The sequence below is a fragment of the Clostridium sp. CX1 genome, assembly GCF_025398335.1.
Lineage (GTDB): Bacteria > Bacillota > Clostridia > Clostridiales > Clostridiaceae > Clostridium_AM > Clostridium_AM tanneri.
The window spans coordinates 211,841-227,392 of sequence record NZ_JAODOO010000005.1 but is presented as its reverse complement, the minus strand read 5'-3'; the positions used below and the strand labels follow the sequence as shown (position 1 = coordinate 227,392).

Here is a 15,552-nt window from a genome sequence, read left to right as displayed (position 1 = left end):
CTAGCAAATGATTAAAGATATTACCATAGGTCAATATGTTCCAGGTGATTCGTTTGTACATAAATTAGATCCAAGAGTTAAAATTTTAATATCTTTAATATATATAATTGATTTATTTATTGTAAATAGTTTTAAAGGTTATATATTTATAACTTTATTTACCTTTGTTGCAATAGTTATTTCCAAGGTGCAATTTAGGTATATTTATAAAGGACTTAAGCCCATATTAATACTAGTACTTATCACTGCAATATTAAATCTACTTATGACAGAAGGAGCAAATCCTCCGTTATTTCACTGGAGGTTTATAACTATATATAAAGAGGGATTAATTTTAGCTGCATTCATGATTCTAAGACTAGTATTTTTAATAATAGGAACCTCCTTGCTTACTTTAACCACATCACCAATTGAATTAACCGACGGAATTGAAAAGCTTTTAAATCCGTTAAAAAAGGTAGGAGTACCTGCTCACGAATTAGCAATGATGATGACTATTGCCCTTAGATTTATACCAACTTTAATGGATGAAACTGATAAAATTATGAAAGCTCAAATGGCAAGAGGAGCAGATTTTGAATCTGGAAACCTTATTCAAAGAGCTAAAAACTTAATTCCTATACTAGTTCCACTTTTTATTAGTTCCTTTAGAAGAGCTGATGAATTAGCCATGGCTATGGAAGCAAGATGTTATAGAGGGGGAGAAGGAAGAACTAGAATGAAGCAATTAAAGTTAACTAGCAGGGATGTTATAGCATCTACTGCTATGCTATGCTTAGTGTTTATATCTATATTGAGCAGGATGTGGGTATAATGAGAAATATAAAATTAGTAATAGAGTATGATGGATCTAATTATGCTGGATGGCAAAAACAGAGCAAGGAAATTACAATTCAGCAAAAAATTGAAGAGGCAGTAGAAAGAGTGACAGGGGTATTTTCTGAAGTAATAGGTTCTAGTAGAACTGATGCTGGAGTTCATGCAAAAGGATTTGTATGTAACTTTCTTACTGAGAGTAAAGTTCCTTCTGAAAGATTTAAGAAAGCCTTAAATAGTTTTTTACCAGATGATATTGTTATAATAAAATCTGAAGAAGTTGATTTAGATTTTCATGCAAGGTATGATAGTACAGGCAAGAGATATGTTTATACTGTCATGTTGGCAAAACAAAGGCCTGCTATCGGGAGAAACTATGTCTATTATTTTCACCGAGATTTAGATATAGATAAAATGAAAGAAGCAGCGAAGAACTTTATAGGAACACATGATTTTTCTGCTTTTAAAAAAAGTGGAAGTAGTGTAAAAACTTCTGTTAGAACAATAAGTCAAGTTAACATAGTAGAAGATGAGAATGTTATTAAATTTACTATTGTAGGTGATGGGTTTTTATATAACATGGTAAGAATAATGGTCGGTACCTTGCTAGAGGTAGGAGTAGGTAGATTTGAGCCAAAGTATTTAGTAGAAATACTTAAATCTAAGGATAGAACTAAAGCCGGAAAATCTGTCCCTGCTAGCGGACTGTGTCTAGAAGAAGTATTTTATTAGAAGTTATTTATATAATGAATTATATTGACACGCCAGGCAGATTGTATTATAATATTATGTGTTTGTATCTAAAGTATAAAAGATCCACTAGCCCCGGATCTTTATATATAGAAACGTATTTTGTATAGAAGAATTCAGGGAGGGAAAATGATGAAATCATACATAGCAAAAACACAAGAAGTTGAAAGAAAATGGTATGTTGTTGATGCTGCTGGAAAGCCATTAGGAAGAGTAGCAAGTCAAGTTGCTTCAATTTTAAGAGGAAAGAACAAACCTACATTTACACCACACGTAGATACTGGAGATTTTGTTATAATAATTAATGCAGAAAAGGTTGTTTTAACTGGTAAAAAATTAGATCAAAAAATGTTAAGACACCACTCATTATATCCAGGTGGATTAAAAGAGACTCCATATAGAGAAGCTATAGCAAAGAAGCCTGAGTTTGTATTCAGTGAAGCTGTTAGAAGAATGCTTCCAAAGGGAGTATTAGGAAGACAAATGCTTAAGAAGCTAAAAGTATACAGAGGTGCTGAGCACAATAATGAAGCTCAAAAACCAGAAGTATTAGAATTAAGATATTAATTGGAAGCTGGAAGGAGGAGAAAAAATGGCTAAAGTGCAATATTTTGGAACAGGAAGAAGAAAGAAATCTGTTGCGAGAGTAAGACTTGTACCTGGAGAAGGTAGAGTAATAATAAATAAGAGAGATATAGAAAACTTTTTTGGATTGGAAACTTTAAGAGTAATAGTTAACCAACCATTAGTTTTAACTGAAACTAAAGAGAAATTCGACGTTTTAGTAAATGTTCATGGTGGTGGATATACTGGTCAGGCAGGAGCTATAAGACACGGTATATCAAGAGCTCTTTTAAAAGCAGATGAAAGCTTAAAGCCAGAACTTAAGAAAGCTGGTTTCTTAACAAGAGATCCAAGAATGAAGGAAAGAAAGAAATACGGTCTTAAGAAAGCTAGAAGAGCTCCACAATTCTCAAAGAGATAATGAAAAGAGAGGTAATAACCTCTCTTTTTTTTATTTTATATTAAATTATTATTAATTAAATAGCACATATTAAGCATAAAATATATAGGAAGTTATCATTAAGGGGGAGGATGGGTTGAACTATAGAAATAGAAAATTGATATTAATAACACTTGTAATTTTCTTGGGTATGACTTCTGTATTATATGCAAACATAAAATATTCTACGCCTACAACTAAAAACAAGTTCCATTTTATAAATAGTGAAGAAGATAGGATTATACTTATAGATCCGGGACACGGTGGTGTAGATGGAGGAGCCTCTGGAATAAAAAGTGGCATTTTGGAAAAAGATATTAATCTAAAAATTAGCACTAGGCTTAGGGATAAGCTAGAAAAACAGGGTTATAAAGTAGTAATGACTAGAGAGGACGATAGAGGATTATACGAAGACGAAGGTAGAATAAGAAAAAAGAAGTTAGAAGACTTGAATAACAGAGTTAAAATTAAAAAGGATTCTAACTGTGATATGTTTATTAGTATACATTTAAACGCATTTCCTGAGACTAGATATTACGGAGCACAGGTGTGGTACTCCAGAAATAAGGATAGCCAAAGACTTGCTAGAATAGTCCAAGAAAACTTTAAAAAAGACTTAGATATAAATAACAATAGACAAGAGAAGCCGGCATTAGACTCCTATAAAGTCTTGAGGGTTAATGATGATATGCCTAGTATATTAATTGAATGTGGATTTTTATCTAATCCTGGTGAGGAGCAGAAGCTTACCACTGATGAGTATCAAAATATAATAGCTGAATCTATAGTAAAATCTTTAAATACATACTATGGTGGATAAAAAGCAATAAAAGCTGCATATTACAGTAAAAAAATGCAGCTTTTATTGCTTTTTTATTCATGACTAAATTTTTAAAAATTGAATATTTATTAGTACCATATTAAGGAATGGATTTATAAAAGTCCAATAGTTAAATGTTTTCAGTGCCAATAGCTGAAATATAAACTATGAATAATTATTAATATATACAGAATAAGTAATAACCATATGTGAATTCATAACAAAATTTTCTTAAATTTGAATTTTGTTAGAAAATTATTGATGTCCATTCTATACTGTGCTATCATAAAATTATAAAATGGATTGGTCCATTAATCCAATAAACTTTGGGGTGATTATTATAGAGATTAGAATAAATAAAGAGAGCGGCGTTCCGCTTTACTTGCAAGTAAAAAAACAAATCATGGACTTAATAAAGAATGGGTTCTTAAAGGTTGGAAATAAAATGCCAACTGAGAGAGAGTTATCTGAAAAGTTAAAAGTAAGCAGAAATACAATTAGTACAGCTTATAATGAACTAGAGCAAGAGGGAGTTTTAAAATCTTACCAGGGAAGAGGAACTTTTGTAGCAGAAGAGGCAAACCCATGGAAAGCTCAAAATATAAAAGAGAAGATAATTAAGTTTGTTGATCTTGGATTAGAAGAAGCTCTTGAAATAGGAATGGATGTAGATGAATTTTTAGAAATAGTCACTCAAAGAGTAAAAGAAAAGAAAGAATTAATGAGTAAAATAACGGCACTATATGTTGAATGTAATATTGAACAATCAAGAATGTTTAGTAAGCAGTTAACGGATAGCACAAATATGAGTGTAATTCCGTTGACCTTAGATGATATAAGAATCATAGATAAAGAAACAAAAGAACTTGTAGAAAAATCTCAAGTTATAATAGCTACATTTAATCATGTTAACGAAGTTGTAGAGTTAACCAAGCCTTTTAAGAAGGAGGTAATTGGTGTAGCTATCAATGTAGATTTAGAAACTATAGTTAAAATTGCTAGGTATCCAGAGAGTACTAGATTTGCATTTGTGTGTATGTCACAAGAATTTATGTTTAAAGCTAGAGGTGCTCTAGAAAAAGCTGGACTTGGCAATATAAATATTCAATATACAAATACTAGTGAAAAAAGTGAGTTGGTAAAAGTTATAAATAACTCTGATGTAATAATAGTGTCACCTGGTAGATACAACGATGTAAAGGAAAATATTAAAGGTGATAAGGAAATAATGAGATTTTTATATAGCCTTGATGACAGCTCAGTAAAAGCTCTAAAGTCAAAAATCATAGAATTAAAATATCAAAAGTAATTTTCAGGGGGTTTCATAATGAAAACTTTAGTTATAGGTGTAATCGGTTCAGACTGCCACGCTGTTGGGAATAAGATATTGGAACATTCTTTTACGCAGGCAGGATTTAATGTTGTTAATATAGGAGTTCTTTCTCCACAAGAAGATTTTATAAATGCAGCAATAGAAACTAATGCAGATGCAATATTAGTATCTTCATTATATGGACATGGAGAAATAGATTGTAGAGGATTAAGAGAAAAGTGCGATGAGGCTGGACTTAAGGGAATTCTCATGTATGTAGGAGGAAACTTAGTTGTAGGAAAACAAAAATGGGAAGATGTTCACCAAAAGTTCAAGGAGATGGGATTTAACAGAGTATACGCACCTGGAACATCACCAGAAATTACAATAGAGGATTTAAAGGTTGATTTGAAAATAGAAGGTTAATAAAAATAAACCTCTGTGGGGAAAACAGGAGTGATGGATTTGGATAGTTACTTGCTCATAGATTTTGGTAGCACCTATACTAAGCTTACTGCCGTAGATATAGAGAATGAAGAAATAATTGCTACAGCTAAAGATATTACTACTATTGAAAACGATATAATGGTAGGCTTTGATAACGCCTTTCAAAAACTGGAGGGTCAATTAAAGGGTAAAGAAATCAATTTTACTAAAAAGTTAGCATGTTCTTCTGCAGCAGGTGGTTTGAAAATGATTGCTATAGGACTTGTACCAGAGCTTACAGCTGAAGCAGCAAAAAGAGCTGCATTAGGAGCTGGAGCTAGAGTATTAAATGTTTATAGTTATGATCTGACATCAAAGGAAATAGAGGAAATTAGAAATTCAAAACTAGATATTATCCTTTTAGCTGGAGGAACGGATGGAGGAAACAAAGATTGTATAATCCATAATGCGAAGATGCTAGCGGAAAGTGGAATGAAAGTACCAATAGTTGTAGCTGGAAATAAAGTTGCAGTAGATGATGTAGAAAAAATACTAAAAGATGCAGGTATGTTTTATAAAATAACTAGTAATGTAATGCCTAAGCTTAATGTTTTAGATGTTGAGCCTGCTAGAGAAGAAATAAGAAAAATATTTATGGAAAAAATAATAGAAGCTAAGGGCATGAAAAATGCTGAAAACTATATAAGCGGAATTTTAATGCCAACTCCAGCTGCAGTACTTAAAGCTGCTAGAGTTTTAAGTGAGGGAACTGATAAGGAAGAAGGGTTAGGCGATTTAATTGTGGTTGACATTGGAGGAGCAACTACCGATGTGCATTCGCTAGCAGATGGTGAGCCTTCAAAGGCAGGGGTAACATTAAGAGGACTTCAGGAACCTTTTGCAAAGAGAACAGTTGAAGGTGATTTAGGAATGAGGTACTCTGCTGTTGCATTATGGGAAGCGGCCACAACAAGAAAAATCCAGAAATATCTTGATGATAAAACAGTAGATGTTGAGGAAAACTGTAAATATAGATCAGAGAATATAAGAATGGTTCCAACCACAGAAGAGGAAATAAAGTTCGACGAAGCGATGGCTAAAGTTGCAACTGAGTTAGCATTAGAAAGACATGTTGGGGTTCTTGAAACCTTATATACTCCATGTGGAGTAGTATACTCTCAGGAAGGCAAGGACTTATTAGAGGTTAAGTATCTAATAGGAACAGGTGGGGTGCTGGTTCATAGTGAACATCCTGCTGAGATATTAAAAGCAGGAAACTTTGATAAAGCTGATCCTACACATTTAAAGCCACAAAATCCTGAATATTTAATGGACAAAACGTATATAATGTCAGCTATGGGATTGTTAGCAGAAGAGAATTCAGATATGGCAGTTAGAATCATGAAAAAATATTTATTGAAGGTTGTTTAGGAGGTAATTCGATTGGAACTTAAAAATAAAAAATGGACAGATGAAGAATTTTTTAACATGAGAAAAGAGGTATTAGCTCAATGGCCTACTGGCAGTGAAGTAGACCTTCAAGAAGCTATAGATTATTTAAAAAGTATACCTGAAGAAAAGAGTTTCCCAGCAAAGTTAAGAAAAGCTAAAGAATCTGGAGTAACATTAGCTCAGCCGAGAGCAGGAGTTGCTTTAATAGATGAGCATATAGAACTTTTAAATCATCTTCAAGATGAAGGTGAAGCAGATTTACTTCCATCAACTATAGATAGCTATACAAGACAGAATAAGTATGATGAATGTGAAATAGGAATAAAAGAGAGTATTGCTGCCGGAAGATCACTATTAAATGGTTTTCCAGGAGTTAACCACGGAGTAAAAGGATGTAGAAAGGTATTTGAGTCTGTTAATCTGCCACTTCAAGCAAGACACGGTACACCAGATGCTAGACTACTTTCAGAAATAATTCATGCAGCAGGCTGGACTTCAAATGAGGGTGGTGGAATATCTTATAACATTCCATATGCTAAGAGTGTATCCATAGAAAAGACTCTATTAGATTGGCAGTACTGTGATAGACTTGTAGGTTTCTATGAAGAACAAGGTATATCAATAAATAGAGAACCTTTCGGTCCTTTGACAGGTACATTAGTCCCACCAAGTATATCAAATACGGTAGCTATAATAGAAGCATTACTTGCGGCAGAACAAGGAGTTAAAAATATAACTGTTGGATACGGACAATGTGGAAATCTTGTTCAGGACGTAGCAGCTATAAGAGCTTTAGAAGAGCAGGTAAATGAATATTTAGAGCAGTATGGATATAAGGATGTATATATAACTACAGTTTTCCACCAATGGATGGGAGGATTTCCTCAAGACGAATCAAAAGCATTTGGGGTAATATCTTCTGGAGCAGCAACAGCAGCTTTAGCTGGAGCTACAAAGGTTATAGTAAAAACACCTCATGAGGCTATGGGTATACCAACAAAAGAAGCAAATGCATCAGGAATAAAGGCAACAAAGATGGCTTTAAATATGTTACAAGGTCAAAGACTTCCTATGTCAAAGGAATTAGAAACTGAGATTGCTATAATAAAAGCTGAAACTAAATGCATGATGGATAAATTGTTTGAGCTTGGTAATGGTGATTTAGCAATAGGAACAGTAAAAGGATTTGAGGCTGGAGTAGTAGATATTCCATTTGCTCCAAGTAAGTATAACGCAGGAAAAATGATGCCAGCAAGAGATAACAATGGTGCAGTTAGATACCTTAAATTCGGTAACGTACCTTTAACTGATGAATTAAAGGAATTTAATATGAAGAAGCTAGAAGAAAGAGGTAGGTTTGAAGGAAGAGAAGTTAGTTTCCAAATGACTATTGATGATATATTTGCTGTTGGTAAAGGAAAACTTATCGGAAGACCTTAATAAAAGAATATACAATTATTAAAAGAAAATATGACTACCGTATCAAATGCGGTAGTCAATATATAATATTTAATAAATAATTTGTAATTAGGAAACAATTAAAGAAAGACAGGTGTAAAATATGAAAATTGTTGACGTTATATGCTCAGAAGGAAAAACAGGATTTTACTTTGATGACCAGAGAGCCATAAAAAAAGGCGCAAAACATGATGGATTTACGTATGTAGGAGAGGCTGTAACAGATGGTTTTACAAAGGTTAGACAAGCGGGAGAAGCTATATCTGTAATGTTAATACTTGAAGATGGTCAGGTGGCATACGGAGACTGTGCTGCTGTTCAATATTCAGGAGCTGGCGGAAGAGATCCATTATTCTTAGCTAAAGATTTTATACCAGTGATAGAGAAAGAAATAGCTCCAAAACTTATTGGCAGAGAATTAACAGAATTTAAGGCTCTAGCAGAAGAATTCGATACAATGCAAGTTAATGGAGAAAGATTACATACTGCTATAAGATATGGAATAACTCAAGCTATTTTAGATGCTGTAGCAAAATCACAAAAAATTACTATGGCTGAGGTTATAAGAAATGAATATAACCCAGAAGCAGAAATAAATAGAGTTCCAATATTTACTCAATCAGGAGATGACAGATACGATAGTTCTGATAAGATGATTATTAAAGGCGCAGATGTAATGCCTCATGCTCTTATAAATAACGTTGAAGAAAAATTAGGACTTGGTGGAGAGAAGTTATTAGAATATGTTAAATGGCTAAGAGACAGAGTGTTAAAACTTAGAACAACTGAAGAGTATAACCCAGTATTTCATATAGATGTATATGGAACAATTGGTATTGCATTTAATTATGATACAAAGGCTATGGCAGATTATATAGCAACATTAGAGGAAGCTGCAAAACCATTCCATTTGAGAATTGAAGGACCTATGGACGTAGAACACAGACAAAAGCAAATGGAAGCTATGAGAGACTTAAGAGCAGAAATTGACGGAAGAGGAATTCAAGTAGAATTAGTTGCAGACGAGTGGTGCAACACTGTTGAAGATGTTAAGTTCTTTACAGATAATAAAGCTGGACATATGGTACAGATTAAAACTCCTGACCTAGGTGGTGTCAACAATATTGCTGAGGCTATTATATATTGCAAAGAGCATGGAATAGGAGCTTATTGTGGTGGAACTTGCAATGAAACAAATAGATCTGCCGAAGTAACTACAAACATTGGAATGGCTTGTGGAGCAAAACAAGTACTTGCTAAACCAGGAATGGGTGTTGACGAAGGTTATATGATAGTCAATAATGAAATGAATAGAGTACTTGCATTAATAAATAGAAGAAAATAGTAGTTAACTTAAATTGGTTATTGAGAAGGCGGTTTTATTAAACTGCCTTTTCATCTATTTAATAAAGGAGAGGAAGTTAATGAGAGAGATAAATGTATCTGAAATAACAAAGGCTGTAAAAGGATTATGTATAGACTCTAATTATTATCTTTCAGAGGACGTTAAAGCTAAACTTAAAGAAGCATACGAAAATGAAAGTTGGTCTATGGCAAAGGGAATCTTGGATAAGATAATTACAAATGTAGATATAGCTAAAAATGAACAGATGCCTATGTGTCAAGATACGGGTATGGCCTGTGTCTTTATAGAAATTGGTCAGAATGTCCATGTAGTAGGAGGAAGCTTAGAAGAAGCAATAAATGAAGGTGTAAGACTAGGCTATGGAGAGGGTTACCTAAGAAAGTCAGTGGTAAAGGATCCGTTAGATAGAATTAACACTAAGGATAACACTCCGGCAGTTATATACTACGATATAGTTCCGGGAGATAAACTAAAAATAACTGTGGCACCTAAAGGCTTTGGTTCTGAAAACATGAGTCAGCTTAAGATGTTAAAACCAGCAGATGGTTTGAAAGGCGTTAAGGAATTTGTGTTAAAAGTAGTAAAAGAAGCAGGTCCAAATCCATGTCCACCAATTGTTGTTGGAGTAGGATTAGGAGGTACCTTTGACAAAGCTGCTAATTTAGCTAAAAAAGCATTAATAAGACCTTTAGCACAGAGAAACAATAATAGCTTTTATTCTGATTTAGAAAAAGAACTTTTAGAGGAAATAAATGCTTTAGGTATAGGACCACAAGGTTTTGGTGGGAAGACTACTGCACTTGCAGTAAATATAGAAACATATCCAACTCATATAGCAGGATTACCTGTAGCGGTAAATATTAATTGCCATGTTACAAGACATGCAGAAATAGAACTATAACAGTTAGAAGTTAGAAGAAAAAACTATAATATAGTTATAACTCTTAACTAAGAATTGTGGAGGAAGATAGTATGGAAAAAAGAATAACTACTCCTTTAACTGAGGATAAAGTTAAAGATTTAAAAGCTGGGGATAGTGTTTTAATTTCAGGAACCATATATACTGCTAGAGATGCAGCTCATAAGAGGCTCGTAGAACTTTTAGATAAGGGAGAAAATTTACCCTTAAACATTAAAGATGAAATTATATACTATGTAGGACCATCTCCGGCAAAACCAGGTCAACCAATAGGTTCAGCAGGTCCAACGACAAGTTATAGAATGGATTCATATACACCACGACTTCTAGATATTGGATTAAGAGGTATGATTGGAAAAGGATTAAGATCAAAAGAAGTAGTAGATTCAATGGTAAAGAATAAAGCAGTTTATTTTGCAGCCATAGGTGGAGCTGCAGCGCTAATGGGTAAGTCTATTAAAAAAGCTGAAATTATTGCCTATGAGGATTTAGGTTCTGAGGCAATAAGAAAACTTGAGGTAGAAGACCTACCGGTGGTTGTGGTAATAGATTCCGATGGAAACAATCTGTATGAACAAGGACAGAGGGAATATCTTAAATCAACTAAATAGTCACTATTTTGCTTTTAATGTCAGGAGGATTAAGATGAAAATAAATAAGGTAGCAAAGGCTGGAACCCTTGAATCAAATGATATATTAATAATGATTATGCCAAATGAGAACAGTGGAATAGAATTGGAGCTAGAAAGCATAGTTATGAAGCAATTTGGCAATCAAATAAAGTCAGTAATATTAAATAAAATAGATGAATTAGGTCTAGAAGATGTAGTTATAAAAGCTCAGGATAAGGGAGCTTTAGACTACACAATAAGAGCTAGAGTACAAACTGCTGTAGAGAGAGCAGTGGAGTAATTTTAAAATAAACTTACTATATTAAGGTAAAGGTATATATTTATAAATATCTCCGTAAAACTACATTTAATTTTCACTAAGAAGGGGAAATGAATATGAAAACATTAAGAAGAACAATGCTTTTTATGCCTGGAAATAATCCAGGAATGCTTCAGAATGCACCAATACTTGGAGCAGATTCAGTAATACTTGACTTAGAAGATGCAGTAAGTTTAACTGAAAAAGATAGTGCAAGAATATTGGTTAGAGAGGCTATAAAATTTATAGACTATTCTCAAGTAGAATTGGTTGTAAGAGTTAACCCTCTTGACACAGAATATGGTATTAAGGATATAGATGTTATAGCTAGAGTTAAACCAGATAGTTTAATGATTCCAAAAGCTACAGAAGAACAACTACAGCAAATAGATAAGATGCTAGACAGGATAGAGAGTGAAGAAGGATTTGAAAAGAGCAGCATTAAGCTCATACCAATTGTTGAAACTGCTTACGGATTAGAAAATGTTTATAGTATAATAAATTCTTCAAAAAGAGTAGTTGCAGTACTTCTAGGAGGGGAAGATTTGACCTCTGACTTTGGAATTAAGAGAACTAAAGAAGGAGAAGAAATTTTCTATGCTAGAAATAGAGTATCCACAGCGTGTAGGGCTGCTAGAGTTCATGCAATAGATACACCTTTCACCGATACAAATGATTATGAAGGTCTTTCAAAAGATACGTTAAAGGCTAAAAGTTTAGGATTTACAGGTAAGGCAGCCATTAATCCTAGACAGATTGATACTATACATTCTGTGCTTGCACCAACAGAACAGGAAATTAATCATGCACTTAGGATACTACAGGCTAGGGATGAGGCAAAGGAAAAGGGCTTAGGCGTATTTTCATTAGACGGAAAAATGGTAGACGCACCTATTATAAATAGAGCACTAACAACGGTAGAACTAGCTAAGGTATTAGGCCTTATATAAGCATACGATTAAAAAGTGAGGGATTAAAATGAAAAATATACTAGGAAGAGATATTCCTGATTATATAGAGGGTTATGGAAGTGTTAAACATTTTGAAGGAGCCTTTTCAAATTATGGAGTGAAAGAAAAGGTTGGAGTTAAAGTAAGTACTGTGAAGCCTGGAGAAGAAAAAGTTCTTAACAGTATTGATGAAGCTTTAGATAGATTAGAATTAAAGGATGGAATGACTATATCTTTTCATCATCACCTAAGAAACGGTGATTTCGTACTTAACAATGTAGTGTATGCAATTTCAAAAAGAGGAATTAAAGATATAAAAATAGCTGCAAGCTCCATCTTTCCAGTACATGAGCCTTTAGTAGAGCATATTAAAAATGGCGTAGTTACTGGAATAATAGCAAACTACATTTCTGGACCTGTGGCAGAAGCTGTATCAAGAGGAGAACTTAAAAATCCAGCAGTTATGATGACTCATGGAGGAAGACCAAGAGCCATAGAGAGTGGAGACTTACATATAGATGTTGCATTTATAGGGGCACCAACAGCAGATACATATGGAAACATAAATGGAGTTTATGGAGATGCTGCTTGTGGATCACTAGGTTATGCAGTATCAGACGCAGAGTATGCAGATAAGGTAGTAGCGATTACAGATAACTTAGTACCATATCCTGCGTCACCGATAGAAATAAGCCAGATTTATGTAGATTACGTAGTAAAAGTAGATTCCATAGGAAATCCAGCTGGAATTGTATCTGGTACTACAAAGGTAACAAAGGACCCTGTAGGACTTAAAATTGCTAAGATGGCAGCTAAGGTTATAGAAGCTTCTGGCTTAGTAAAGGATGGAATGTCTTTTCAAACAGGAGCGGGAGGAACCTCCCTTGCAGTAGCTGTAGAATTGAAAGAAATAATGAAGAAGAAAGATGTTGTAGGAAGTTTTGCAGCAGGTGGAATAACTGGATACATAGTAGATATGTTAGAGGAAGGATTATTTAGAAGCCTGTTCGATGTTCAATGCTTTGATTTAAAAGCAGTTGAATCCTATAGAAATAATCCTAAACATCAAGGTATGTCTGGATCTATGTATGGAAATCCTCATAACAAGGGAGCAGTAGTAAACAATCTAGATGTTATGATACTAGGAGCTACAGAAATAGATACAGACTTTAATGTAAATGTAACTACAGGCTCTAGTGGAGTAATAATGGGCGGTTCAGGAGGACATAGTGATACAGCAGCAGGATCAAAGCTTTCAATAGTTGTTACAAATTTAATAAAGGGAAGACTTCCAATTATAAAAGATAGAGTAACCACGGTAACAACACCGGGAGAAAGTATAGATGTAGTTGTTACTGAAAGAGGCATAGCTGTAAATCCTGCAAGAGAGGATCTAATAGAAGAGCTAAAGAAAACCAATCTGCCAGTTATGACTATAGAAGATTTAAAACAATTAGCAGAAACCATGACAGGGAAACCAGAGGAGATACAAACTTCAGAGGAAATTGTGGCTGTAGTTGAATATAGAGATGGAACTGTAATTGATGTGGTGAAAAAGCCATTAGAATAAAAGATTTGAGATATAGTTTAGCCTTATATTAACTTTCGCATACAGGTTAGCTGTAAACAACATATAATCTAATCAAAAGGAGCTATTATAATGTACGATTTTAAACTTCAAAGTATAAATTTAAAAAATGAAAAAGAAAAAAATGAGGTGTACAGATTCCTAGAACAGTTCCAGTTAACTTTAGACAAAGATGTGGATTATACTGTGGTTTTAAGAGATGGGAATGAAACTATTAAGGCTACCTGTTCTAAGGAAAAGAATATTTTCAAATGTTTTGCTATATCGGAAGACTTAAGAGGAGAAAATGTGACTTCTTCTCTTATTTCCCATCTTATTGATAAAGCCTTTGAAGAAGGAATATATCATAACTTTGTCTTTACAAAACCTGATAAAATAAAAATATTTACAGCTTTAAATTTTAAATTGATATATGAAGTAGAGGAAGCTGCCCTTCTAGAATATGGCATTTACGATATAAATAAGTCCTTAAATAAAATGATAGATAGATATAGCATAAATCTACAGAGCTTAAAAGGAGCTTTAGTTATGAATTGCAATCCTTTTACCAAGGGACATAGATATATAATAGAAGAGGCTGCCAAGAGATGTGAAGAAGTATTAGTATTCATTGTGGAGGAAGACAGATCAATATTTCCATTTAAGCATAGGTATTCTATTGTGAAAGAAGGGTTAAAGGATTTGACAAATGTTACTGTAGTACCAGGAGGAGAGTATATTATATCCTCTGCCACTTTCCCTAATTATTTCATAAGAAAAGAAGATGATAGAATGAGAGCCTATCAAAATGTGGATTGCAACATTTTTGGAAAGTATTTCTGTAGTAGATTTAATATAGATAAGAGGTTTGTAGGTGAAGAGCCATATTGCAATGTAACTAATACCTATAACCAGACCTTAAAGGATATAATGCCTAAGTATGGTGTAGAAGTTATAGAATTAAAAAGAAAAAAGAACAATGAAGAATTTATAAGTGCCTCAAAGGTAAGGGAGCTTATAAGAAACAATAAAATGGATAAGGTTAGAGAATTAGTTCCTGAGGTAACTTGGAATTTCTTAAACTCCCAATTAGGAAAGGAGATAAGTGAGAGAATAAAGATTAGTAATTCTCCTCATTAAGTTTATGAAAGAAGATGTAGTAATTTTTAATGAAGAAGAACTAGGGTTAACAGAAGCTATATGTAAGCTTTGTACAGAAGAAGATGAATGGGATAAAAGAATAGATATTCGCTATATAAGAAAATATAGTCCGGAAGATATATTATCAGAAAGAGAAGAAAGAGTATATAGGCAGCAATCGCTAATTGGGAAATATAAGGGTACTTTGATTGTGATTAGGGTTAATTATCCAGGAACGAATAAAAACAATTATATATCTTTTGGTATATTAAAAGAAATTAGTGCTTTAATTATTGCTGTGTTTAAAAATGTTATTTTGTATAAGAATTTTGAAATAACTGCAGAGGGACCAATAGTAACTATGGTCCTTAATGAAAGCTGTAATAATGCAAAAAACAAGACTGTAGAAATAGAAGAAAATCATCCTTTAGGAAGATGTGTTGATATAGATGTATATGATGAAAATGGGAATAGCTTGAGCAGAAGAGAATTAGGATTATCCGAAAGAAAGTGCTATCTTTGTTGCAGCCTAGCGCAGAACTGTGTCAGGTCAAGAAAACACAGTATTGATGAAATTGAAAACTTTATGAGGTTAAAATATCAACAATTTTGTCATTTATCTATTCTATAAAAATATAGATAA

17 protein-coding genes are annotated in these 15,552 nt (G+C 33.4%); all 17 read left to right on the top strand.

Annotated elements, in window-relative coordinates; genetic code table 11:
- Positions 1-7 precede the first annotated feature (7 nt).
- Complete coding sequence (locus tag N4T77_RS07695; RefSeq protein WP_261671178.1) at positions 8-814, top strand: energy-coupling factor transporter transmembrane protein EcfT; 807 nt, start codon at positions 8-10, stop codon at positions 812-814.
- Complete coding sequence (gene truA, locus N4T77_RS07690; RefSeq protein WP_261671177.1) at positions 814-1,548, top strand: tRNA pseudouridine(38-40) synthase TruA; 735 nt, start codon at positions 814-816, stop codon at positions 1,546-1,548. Before N4T77_RS07695 ends, truA begins: the two co-directional genes overlap by 1 nt.
- A 150-nt stretch (positions 1,549-1,698) precedes the next feature.
- Entirely contained in the window at positions 1,699-2,133 is a 435-nt protein-coding gene (gene rplM / locus N4T77_RS07685; RefSeq protein WP_261671176.1) for a 50S ribosomal protein L13, read from the top strand.
- Between the two features lie 25 nt (positions 2,134-2,158).
- Entirely contained in the window at positions 2,159-2,551 is a 393-nt protein-coding gene (rpsI, locus tag N4T77_RS07680) for a 30S ribosomal protein S9 (RefSeq protein WP_261671175.1), read from the top strand.
- Positions 2,552-2,666: 115 nt separating this feature from the next.
- Complete coding sequence (gene cwlD / locus N4T77_RS07675; protein WP_261671174.1) at positions 2,667-3,389, top strand: N-acetylmuramoyl-L-alanine amidase CwlD; 723 nt, start codon at positions 2,667-2,669, stop codon at positions 3,387-3,389.
- Between the two features lie 298 nt (positions 3,390-3,687).
- The gene (locus tag N4T77_RS07670) at positions 3,688-4,698 is read left to right on the top strand and encodes a GntR family transcriptional regulator (protein ID WP_261671173.1); all 1,011 of its coding nucleotides are present in this window, start codon (positions 3,688-3,690) and stop codon (positions 4,696-4,698) included.
- 18 nt (positions 4,699-4,716) lie between these two features.
- Complete coding sequence (glmS, locus tag N4T77_RS07665; RefSeq protein WP_261671172.1) at positions 4,717-5,127, top strand: methylaspartate mutase subunit S; 411 nt, start codon at positions 4,717-4,719, stop codon at positions 5,125-5,127.
- Positions 5,128-5,166: 39 nt separating this feature from the next.
- On the top strand, positions 5,167-6,558 hold the full coding sequence (glmL, locus tag N4T77_RS07660; RefSeq protein WP_261671171.1) for a methylaspartate mutase accessory protein GlmL: 1,392 nt from the start codon (positions 5,167-5,169) through the stop codon (positions 6,556-6,558).
- 12 nt (positions 6,559-6,570) lie between these two features.
- Positions 6,571-8,019, top strand: coding sequence for a methylaspartate mutase subunit E (locus N4T77_RS07655; RefSeq protein ID WP_261671170.1), 1,449 nt, complete (start codon positions 6,571-6,573; stop codon positions 8,017-8,019).
- A gap of 121 nt (positions 8,020-8,140) precedes the next feature.
- Positions 8,141-9,382, top strand: coding sequence for a methylaspartate ammonia-lyase (locus N4T77_RS07650; protein WP_261671169.1), 1,242 nt, complete (start codon positions 8,141-8,143; stop codon positions 9,380-9,382).
- Positions 9,383-9,461: 79 nt separating this feature from the next.
- Complete coding sequence (locus tag N4T77_RS07645) at positions 9,462-10,304, top strand: fumarate hydratase (protein ID WP_261671168.1); 843 nt, start codon at positions 9,462-9,464, stop codon at positions 10,302-10,304.
- Positions 10,305-10,375: 71 nt separating this feature from the next.
- Positions 10,376-10,933, top strand: coding sequence for a Fe-S-containing hydro-lyase (locus N4T77_RS07640; protein WP_261671167.1), 558 nt, complete (start codon positions 10,376-10,378; stop codon positions 10,931-10,933).
- A gap of 34 nt (positions 10,934-10,967) precedes the next feature.
- Entirely contained in the window at positions 10,968-11,234 is a 267-nt protein-coding gene (gene citD / locus N4T77_RS07635; RefSeq protein ID WP_261671166.1) for a citrate lyase acyl carrier protein, read from the top strand.
- A 95-nt stretch (positions 11,235-11,329) separates the two neighbouring features.
- A complete protein-coding gene (locus N4T77_RS07630; RefSeq protein ID WP_261671165.1) occupies positions 11,330-12,202 on the top strand; it encodes a CoA ester lyase in 873 nt (290 codons plus the stop codon).
- Between the two features lie 28 nt (positions 12,203-12,230).
- Entirely contained in the window at positions 12,231-13,772 is a 1,542-nt protein-coding gene (gene citF / locus N4T77_RS07625; RefSeq protein WP_261671164.1) for a citrate lyase subunit alpha, read from the top strand.
- 90 nt (positions 13,773-13,862) lie between these two features.
- Complete coding sequence (citC, locus tag N4T77_RS07620) at positions 13,863-14,909, top strand: [citrate (pro-3S)-lyase] ligase (RefSeq protein WP_261671163.1); 1,047 nt, start codon at positions 13,863-13,865, stop codon at positions 14,907-14,909.
- Positions 14,910-14,913: 4 nt separating this feature from the next.
- Positions 14,914-15,540, top strand: a complete 627-nt coding sequence (gene citX, locus N4T77_RS07615; protein ID WP_261671162.1) for a citrate lyase holo-[acyl-carrier protein] synthase — start codon at positions 14,914-14,916, stop codon at positions 15,538-15,540.
- Positions 15,541-15,552: the final 12 nt, after the last annotated feature.